Source organism: Solemya elarraichensis gill symbiont (assembly GCF_002021095.1).
Lineage (GTDB): Bacteria > Pseudomonadota > Gammaproteobacteria > Chromatiales > Chromatiaceae.
In genome coordinates this window covers 1-8,157 of sequence record NZ_MPRK01000068.1, presented here as the reverse complement: position 1 = coordinate 8,157, position 8,157 = coordinate 1, and the positions used below count along the sequence as shown (strand labels likewise).

Below are 8,157 nucleotides of genomic sequence, written 5' to 3'. Positions count from 1 at the left end.
GGTTACCTGCCGGACAGACGAGTTCCATACAACTGGCTCCCGGTAATCGATATATCAGCGTTGCAGGACACGGCCAAGCGGCTCCAGCCTGTCGTGCATTGAAATTGCACCTTGCAGGCCCTGCTCCAGCAATTTTGAGAAAGGCAGATCGGAGAGATCCAGCGAATCCAGAAAGTTTTTCAGGTAGAGACCCAGTTCGGTGTCGCCTTCAGTTGTGATACGGCGCTGGAAGAAGAGCGTGTCGGCATCTTCACGGCGTGCTGCCAGTAACATGAAGTCATAGGCACTGCCAGTGATGCGCAAATCCCACCGGTCTGACACGGGTGACAATTTCAGCCTGTCATCTTTCAGCGTCAGATCAAATGCCATCGGGATACCATCCACTCTCACCTGGAAAACGTTGTCATCGAGAAAATCCAGCTCCTCTTCTGCAATGGCATCAGCAAAAAGCTTGTTGAGAAACTGTTCCAGCAAGAATCTTGCCGGAGCCTGTGGCGGATGGGGCAAGCGGTGAAATAATCTGGGCAACATGGCAACTCCGATTCACGACAGAATCTAATGATCCAGTTGAACTGGCACGCCTGGCAACAAGTCCCTGCCCATAGAATTGAGCGGCAACGCACCAGTTGTGACTGTCAAGGAGGTAAAAACTAACACCCTTATTGCAGGCAGTATATGACCTACATCAATAACTGCCACCAATCAGAAACTCCAGGCTCCCACGAAGAAAATATCTTGGCTATTTCAGCAAGCCATCTGTCGCAACAGCTGGCCACATTTGCGGCAGCTAAAACTCCCTTTCCCTGAAATCACTTTATTGTGACGTCTTGTCGTCAGCTGATGTGTTTGGCAACCACACTGGTAACCCCAGCGGCGTTCCCGACGCAGTCCTGGGATTTTTATTTTCTGGTTGTGGGTCACCTCGGCAGGCACACCAAACAGCTTCATCACTTCACGCCACTCTCTGCCGTGTGGTTTGACACGCCCGAATAGATTGAATGTGACATAGTGCGCCACTTCATGCGGCACAGTGGTGTCGAGATTCTCATCAAATGCGGTAGCAAAAAGGTAGGGATTGAATCTTAACTGTTGCAGGTTTTTCCCATAGCGATATTGGCCGGCGGCACGCGCATGCAGATCAAAGCGTATCTCGGGAAGTTCAAACGACTTGTCAAAATGGTTTGCGGCGAGTTCAAGGCACTCGGCAACCTTGTGTCGTACCTGCTCGCGTCTGTTTTGCGACAGTTGCGAAATTATTTTGCCTGCTCTGGTGTGAAGGCCTTGATCGAGAGGGCGTGTAATGTGTCAGATGTGATCTCATCATGCACTGTCGCCATCACCATCTTGTGACGCTGGATGAGTGACTTACCTTCGAATTCAGGGCTGACGATAACTGCTTCGAAATGGCGTCCGTCGCCGGTAACTGTAATATTAGCACCTGGCATTCCCTGTTGAATCAATGCTTTAACCGCTTCTGTTTCCACTTTACTTTACTCAGATCAATAATGACTGAAGCAATTATAACAAGATCATCACACTGATTACTCCCACAGATCGACATGAATTCCCTTTGCTTCGAATTCGGCACGTCGATCCTGAAGATATCGCTGGAATTCAGGCTGTTCTGTATAAGCGCCACTGAGCACATAATCCATACCGCCATGGACGTGGAAGGCTCTCAGGTATCCCTCGGTACGGAACGCCTCCTTGCCATCAACAAAATAGAGCATGCTCGGGGCATAGTGAACACCCAATTGTTCAGCCAGTTTTCGTGCTGTGGTTTCTACACCGTCGAATCCGGCGACCTTCTCTTCGGACCAAATATCCAGCAATACGACCTGGAACTGCTCAAGGGAGTTGCGCACTGCCTCGCGTTGCAGAATATCCTGGTGCAACTCATCACAGGCAGCGCAGGTTTTCTGTTCAAGCAGTAACAGCACCGGCTTGCCCTTATCCAGAGCAGCCAGGCTAACTGGCGACTGAATAAAGCCGGGCTCCATATGCAGTTTGCCACTTGCTGCCTGTGGATTGACTGAGGCGACATAATCGCGCACCGACATCTCGCCCTCTTTACGCTGTGCTACGTAATCGAGGACAACATCGAACTGATGCGGATGCAGGTAACCGTTGAGACGCACCAGCACCTTGCCACCCTCATCGAGAAACAGCAGTGTTGGCGTGAACTGCACTTTCAATGACTGCGAAAATGCTTTTTCAGTTGTTGCCTCTCCATCAAGACCGGAGACTTCACGATCGCCCCACATATTAATGGCGATGACATCGAAGTGCTCCTGAGTCTTGTTGGAGATGTCACGGTTACCGAAGTTGTCATGCAACAACTTGGCGCAGTAGGGACAACCATCCTGGTAGAAATAGAGCAACACTCGCTTGCCTTCATCTGTCGCCTCCTCGATATCTTCACCAATATCGAGAAAGGACTCTTTGAACCAGGCTGGCTTGTCGTGATAACCGGGATTCACAAGTCCGGTATCAAGCTGTGCCGTTTCACCGGCCGCAAACAGCAGGGGTGATGCCAGCAGAATAAAAAGTGTGATTATTTTTTTCATCATGTTCCATCCACCTTGTTTATGAACAAAGCATAGCGGAATTTGGGTATAAAAAATCAGCCATTTTCCGGGGGATTATGATATTTCTGTAGTGAAATTCGTCATGCCGGCCTTGAGCCGGCATCCGGGAATACGCGATATACCTCAAACAACACTATTTCAGCAAGGCCTCTCTCCAGACCGCAAGCTTCTCAGCTTGAGACATCCTCGCATGAGCGGGACTTGTCGACGGCATCTGTACAATTCTGTAGTCATGAGTTGCAGGCAGAGACGGTAGAATATGTTTGCGAAAGGCGCTGGCAGCCTTGCCACCATTGAGCAGCACACGCCTGATGCCGTGATGCTCTTGCAGCAGTTCGGGAATTGCATTTGGTACCTCGCTGCCTGACTCGATTGAACTGTCGAGGCTGCCCTCGCGTTCGCAATAACCGAGTACGTCCCACAGAGCGATATGGTGTTGCTTGAGAATCTCGAGGCGTTGATTGTATGGAAGGTTAAAACCGGCACCGAAGAGTTCGCCCATGATGTGCCAGAAGGCATTACGCGGATGGGCGTAGTACTGCTGCTCCTGCAGTGACTTGATGCCGGGCATTGAACCAAGGATCAGAACTTTCGGCTGATCACCAATGAGAGGCGGAAAACTGGCCGGCATTATCTTGTGGCGTAGTGGTCCTGCACATAGCTATCGAGAATCTGCTTGAATTCGGCAGCAATCCCCTCGCCCTTCAGCGTTTTGAATTTTTTACCGTCGACAAACACAGGTGCAGCCGGGCTTTCACCCGTGCCCGGTAAGCTGATACCAATATTGGCATGCTTGGATTCGCCCGGGCCATTAACGATGCAGCCCATGACAGCGACATCCATCTCCTCGACGCCATGATATTGCGTGCGCCACACGGGCATCTGCTGCTTCAGGTAATCCTCGATCTCCTTGGCCAGTTCCTGGAAATAGGTACTGGTAGTGCGTCCGCAACCCGGGCATGCAATCACCTGCGGCATAAAGGAACGCAGACCAAGTGACTGCAGAATCTGCTGGCACACGGTAACCTCGGTGGTGCGTGACTGACCGGGTTCAGGTGTCAGTGAAACACGAATGGTGTCGCCTATTCCTTGCTGTAACAGGATAGACAATGCTGCTGTCGAAGAGACAATACCTTTCGAACCCATGCCCGCTTCTGTCAGGCCAAGATGCAAAGCATAATTACACTGTTCGGCAAGACGCTGGTAGACTCCAACCAGGTCCTGCACGCCGCTCATTTTGCAGGAGATGATGATCTTGTCGGCAGACAGGCCAAGCTCTTCTGCACGCCTGGCGTTCTCAAGTGCAGAGACCACCATGATGTCGCGAATCACCTCTTCGGTCTCTTTCGGTTCAGGCAGTTTTGCATTCTCGTCCATCATGCGCACAACCAGCTGCTTGTCGAGACTGCCCCAGTTAATACCGATACGAACCGGCTTGTCGAAACGGCTGGCGGTTTCGATCATGTCGGCAAACTGCTGATCTTTCTTCTCGCCACTGCCGACATTGCCGGGATTGATACGATACTTGGCAAGTGCCTCGGAACATGCAGGGTAATCATTCAGCAGGCGATGGCCATTGAAATGAAAATCGCCAACCAGTGGAACAGAAACACCCAGCTTGTCGAGACCGTCACGAATGTGCGGAACGGCAGCGGCAGCTTCTTCTGTATTTACAGTAATTCGAACCAGCTCGGAACCGGCCTGCGCCAGTTGTGCGGTTTGCTCAATTGTCGCCTTGATATCTTCAGTTGCCGTATTGGTCATCGACTGCACTGCAACCGGGTTGTCTCCACCGACGAGTACACCGCCGACATTGACCGCAACTGTTTTATGCCGCTGGATCATTAGATTAGCCTCTTCTCCAGGTGGTTCCGCCGGCGCCGTCCTCGAGAACGATGCCCTGCTCCTGCAGCAAGTCACGGATACGATCTGCCTCTGCCCAGTTCTTGTCTGCACGCGCATCAAGACGCTGCTGAATCAGGCTGTCGATTTCATCATCGGCCAGACCACCTACGCTGTCGCCACCTTTCAGGTAAGTTTCCGGATCCAGCTGCAGAATACCAAGCAACGCACCAAGCTGTTTCAGCTGCGCCGCAAGTCCTGCCGCTGCTGCCTCATCTTCCTTGCGCGCACGATTGAGTTCGCGTGTCAGGTCAAACATGGCAGCAAGTGCAACCGGTGTATTGAAATCGTCATTCATCGCTGCATGGAAGTTCTCGACGAAAACATCACCACCTGCAGGTGCGACGCCATCAAGATCAAGACCGCGCAGGGCTGTGTAGAAACGCCCCAGTGCACCGCGCGCATTATCGAGATGCTCATCATCATAGTTGAGTGGGCTGCGATACTGGCTGGTGAGGATGAAGTAGCGAATCTCTTCCGGTTGATAGCGCTCGAGAATCTCACGCACGGTAAAGAAGTTACCAAGCGACTTGGACATCTTCTCGTCATTGATACGGACAAAGCCGTTATGCATCCAGTAGTTGACGAAGGGATGGCCGGTTGCGCCTTCCGACTGGGCGATCTCGTTCTCGTGATGCGGGAATGTCAGATCGGCACCACCGCCATGAATATCAAAGGTATCGCCCAATGCACATGTCGACATTGCCGAACACTCAATATGCCAGCCGGGACGACCACGACCCCATGGTGAATCCCATGCAGGCTCATCGGGCTTGGCTGTTTTCCACAGGGCAAAATCGAGCGGATCACGCTTGGCATCACCGGGTTCGACACGCGCTCCCGACTCAAGATCATCGATCGACTTGCCTGAGAGCTTGCCGTATTCGGGGAAACTGCGCACGTCATAGTAGACATCGCCGTTGTCGGCTGCGTAGGCGTGGCCGTTACTGATCAGGCGCTTGATCATGGCGAGAATTTCGTCCATGTGCTCGGTCGCCTTAGGTTCAGAATCGGGTGGCAAAATCGCGAGCGCGTCAGAATCGTGATGCATCTCGGCAATAAAATTCTCGGTCAGTTCGATAAAGGGGATGCCCTTCTCATTGGCGCGATTGATGATTTTGTCATCAATATCCGTGATGTTTCGAATATAGGTGACGTCATAACCAATCGCTTCCAGATAGCGGTAAACGACATCAAAAACCACCATGACACGTGCATGGCCGAGGTGACAGAGGTCGTAAACCGTCATGCCGCACACGTACATGCGCACCTTGCCCGGCTCAATTGGTTGAAATTCCTCTTTTTTTCCGGTGAGATCGTTGTAGATCCGAAGCATTGGATTCTCTTTCTGCTATGACTATATTAATTTCAGGGGCCTAGTTTACTGGATTCATTTCCGCTTTTCTCATTTCGTCTGTATCATTTCCTTTTTTCCGCATATTCATGGAGTCACGATGTACGCTTTTCTACGCTCGTTTTTGCTCATTGGTCTTGTTTCCATCACGGCCTGTAGCCAGCAGGCAACAGACCAGGCTCAGGACCAGTCACAGGATCAGGCACCTGCCAATCCGGTCACTGTCATATTGGAGACCAGCTCAGGTAACATCACCCTCGAATTGAACCAGGAGAAAGCGCCAATCACGGTGAAAAACTTTCTCGAATATGTTGACGCCGGTTTTTACAATGGCACCATTTTTCACCGTGTGATCAAGGATTTCATGGTTCAGGGCGGCGGATTCAGCAAGGATTACCAAAAGAAAAAGACCAACGATCCGATCAAAAACGAGGCGAACAACGGCCTCTCGAACAAACGCGGCACCATTGCCATGGCACGTACAAACAACCCGGACTCGGCCACCGCACAGTTCTTTATCAACCATCGTGATAGCACCTTCCTCGACAAGAGCAGCAGAAGTGCTGGTTACGCAGTATTTGGAAAAGTAACCGACGGTCTCCATATTGTTGACCAGATTGCCATGACAAAAACTGGCAAGGGCGGACCATTTTCATCGGATGCACCGCTTGAACAGGTCGAGATCATCACAATCAAACGCATTAACTAATTATATAAGCACAGGAACAGAAATGATTAAACTGACAACAACACTCGGTGACATCACCATTGAACTGGATGAAGAAAAAGCACCGATCAGCAGCAAGAACTTTCTCGACTATGTCACCTCGGGTTTCTTTGATGGCACCATTTTCCACCGCGTCATTAACAACTTCATGATCCAGGGTGGCGGTTTCGAAGCAGATATGACGCAGAAAGGAACCAATCCGCCAATCGAAAACGAAGCCAAGAACGGACTCAAGAACGAAGCAGGCACCATTGCCATGGCACGCACCATGGACCCTCACTCTGCTACCTCGCAGTTCTTTATTAATGTTTCCAACAACGGTTTCCTCGACTATCCTGGGCAGGATGGCTGGGGCTACTGTGTATTCGGCAAGGTCGTTGATGGCATGGATGTGGTCGAAAAAATGAAGGGCGTTGCTACCGGTGTTACTGCCGGCCACTCTGACGTACCAGTCGATCCCATCGTGATCGAGAAGGCAGAAGTTGTCGACGCATGAGTCACAAACCAACGAGATACTCTTCATCTCGGATCTGCACCTGTCGCCGGAGTACCCGGCGACGGTGCAGCGTTTTCTGAATTTCCTCAACAACCGGGCACGTAAGGCAGACGCCATTTTTATCCTTGGCGATCTCTTCGATGCCTGGATCGGCGATGACAACAACGAAACACCCTACCAGGATATCCGTGTTCAGCTCGGGCTACTGACATCATCAGGAACCGATGTACTGATTCAGCACGGCAACCGGGATTTTTTACTCGGCGATGATTTCTGCAGACATACTGGCACCCAACTGATTCCGGAGGAGATGGTTGTTGATCTATTCGGGACAAAGACACTGCTGATGCACGGTGACACCCTGTGTACAGATGACACCGGCTATCTAGAAGCACGTAAATTTCTCAGAAGCGATGCCTTCGCCAGTGACTTTCTGGCACGAAAGCTGGAAAAGCGCAAAGCAATCGCGGCAGATTACCGCAAGCAAAGCGGCGAGGCCACCTCACTACTGCCGGGTGACATTATGGACGTTAACCAGTCAGCTGTTGAAAGCGTGATGAACAAGCATGGTGTTACTCGTCTGATCCATGGGCATACTCACAGGCAGGCAAGACACCAATTCGAAATCAATGCTAAACCCTGCGAGCGTATTGTGCTTGGTGAATGGCATTCAGATCAGGGTATGGCACTTTCTGTTACCCCGGATGGAGTTAAAGAAATCACCGTTTGAGCTCGAAAACAGTTTCTTCATCTACCCAGATTTATTTCAGTATGATGCACAAAAAAATGCCACCACCTTTCGGTGATGGCATTCTCTTCGTAAGAACTACAGTGATTAAACTGTATTAATTACTTGGCAGCTTCAGGAGCGACAGGCGCCTGAGGAGCAACTGGAGCAGCAACAGGAGCGTAACCGTAGCCGTTACGACCGTAGTAACGGTTGTCCATGTTGTTGTAACCGCGACCGTAGTAGCTGTTGTTGGTATCGCCGTCGAATTCAGAATCGGCATCAGCGTCTGCGTCCATGCTGAAGTTGAAGCTTCCGCGACCTTTGCCACGACCACGGCCACGACCTTCACCACGTCCGTCT

The 8,157-nt window shown here is 51.1% G+C and carries 11 protein-coding genes; 3 read left to right on the top strand and 8 right to left on the bottom strand.

Annotated elements, in window-relative coordinates:
• Positions 1–54: 54 nt before the first annotated feature.
• From ubiT to cysS, 7 genes are all read right to left on the bottom strand, one after another.
• A complete protein-coding gene (gene ubiT / locus BOW51_RS05040; protein WP_078476737.1) occupies positions 55–531 on the bottom strand; it encodes a ubiquinone anaerobic biosynthesis accessory factor UbiT in 477 nt (158 codons plus the stop codon).
• Between the two features lie 213 nt (positions 532–744).
• Entirely contained in the window at positions 745–1,245 is a 501-nt protein-coding gene (locus BOW51_RS11605; RefSeq protein WP_281252867.1) for a SprT family zinc-dependent metalloprotease, read from the bottom strand.
• 8 nt (positions 1,246–1,253) lie between these two features.
• Complete coding sequence (locus BOW51_RS05030; RefSeq protein WP_078476735.1) at positions 1,254–1,484, bottom strand: BolA family protein; 231 nt, start codon at positions 1,482–1,484, stop codon at positions 1,254–1,256.
• 57 nt (positions 1,485–1,541) lie between these two features.
• Positions 1,542–2,570 carry a thioredoxin family protein gene (locus BOW51_RS05025; RefSeq protein WP_135568064.1) on the bottom strand — a complete coding sequence of 343 codons (1,029 nt, stop codon included), beginning with the start codon at positions 2,568–2,570 and terminating at the stop codon, positions 1,542–1,544.
• Between the two features lie 151 nt (positions 2,571–2,721).
• Positions 2,722–3,219 (bottom strand): DNA-deoxyinosine glycosylase, encoded by a 498-nt coding sequence (locus BOW51_RS05020; protein ID WP_078476733.1) that lies wholly within the window; start codon positions 3,217–3,219, stop codon positions 2,722–2,724.
• Positions 3,219–4,433 (bottom strand): flavodoxin-dependent (E)-4-hydroxy-3-methylbut-2-enyl-diphosphate synthase, encoded by a 1,215-nt coding sequence (gene ispG, locus BOW51_RS05015; RefSeq protein ID WP_078476732.1) that lies wholly within the window; start codon positions 4,431–4,433, stop codon positions 3,219–3,221. Before ispG ends, BOW51_RS05020 begins: the two co-directional genes overlap by 1 nt.
• 4 nt (positions 4,434–4,437) lie before the next feature.
• Complete coding sequence (gene cysS, locus BOW51_RS05010; RefSeq protein ID WP_078476731.1) at positions 4,438–5,826, bottom strand: cysteine--tRNA ligase; 1,389 nt, start codon at positions 5,824–5,826, stop codon at positions 4,438–4,440.
• Positions 5,827–5,944: 118 nt separating this feature from the next.
• On the opposite strand from cysS, the gene BOW51_RS05005 reads away from it, so the two are divergent.
• The 3 genes from BOW51_RS05005 to lpxH are packed head-to-tail and all read left to right on the top strand — an operon-like array spanning position 5,945 to position 7,797.
• Positions 5,945–6,553, top strand: coding sequence for a peptidylprolyl isomerase (locus BOW51_RS05005; protein WP_078476730.1), 609 nt, complete (start codon positions 5,945–5,947; stop codon positions 6,551–6,553).
• A gap of 22 nt (positions 6,554–6,575) precedes the next feature.
• The gene (locus tag BOW51_RS05000) at positions 6,576–7,067 is read left to right on the top strand and encodes a peptidylprolyl isomerase (protein WP_078476729.1); all 492 of its coding nucleotides are present in this window, start codon (positions 6,576–6,578) and stop codon (positions 7,065–7,067) included.
• A complete protein-coding gene (lpxH, locus tag BOW51_RS04995; protein WP_078476728.1) occupies positions 7,054–7,797 on the top strand; it encodes a UDP-2,3-diacylglucosamine diphosphatase in 744 nt (247 codons plus the stop codon). Before BOW51_RS05000 ends, lpxH begins: the two co-directional genes overlap by 14 nt.
• 119 nt (positions 7,798–7,916) lie before the next feature.
• Here the strand turns inward: lpxH and BOW51_RS04990 are convergent.
• The coding region (locus BOW51_RS04990; protein WP_281252866.1) for a sulfur globule family protein at positions 7,917–8,157 on the bottom strand (241 nt) is incomplete at its 5' end.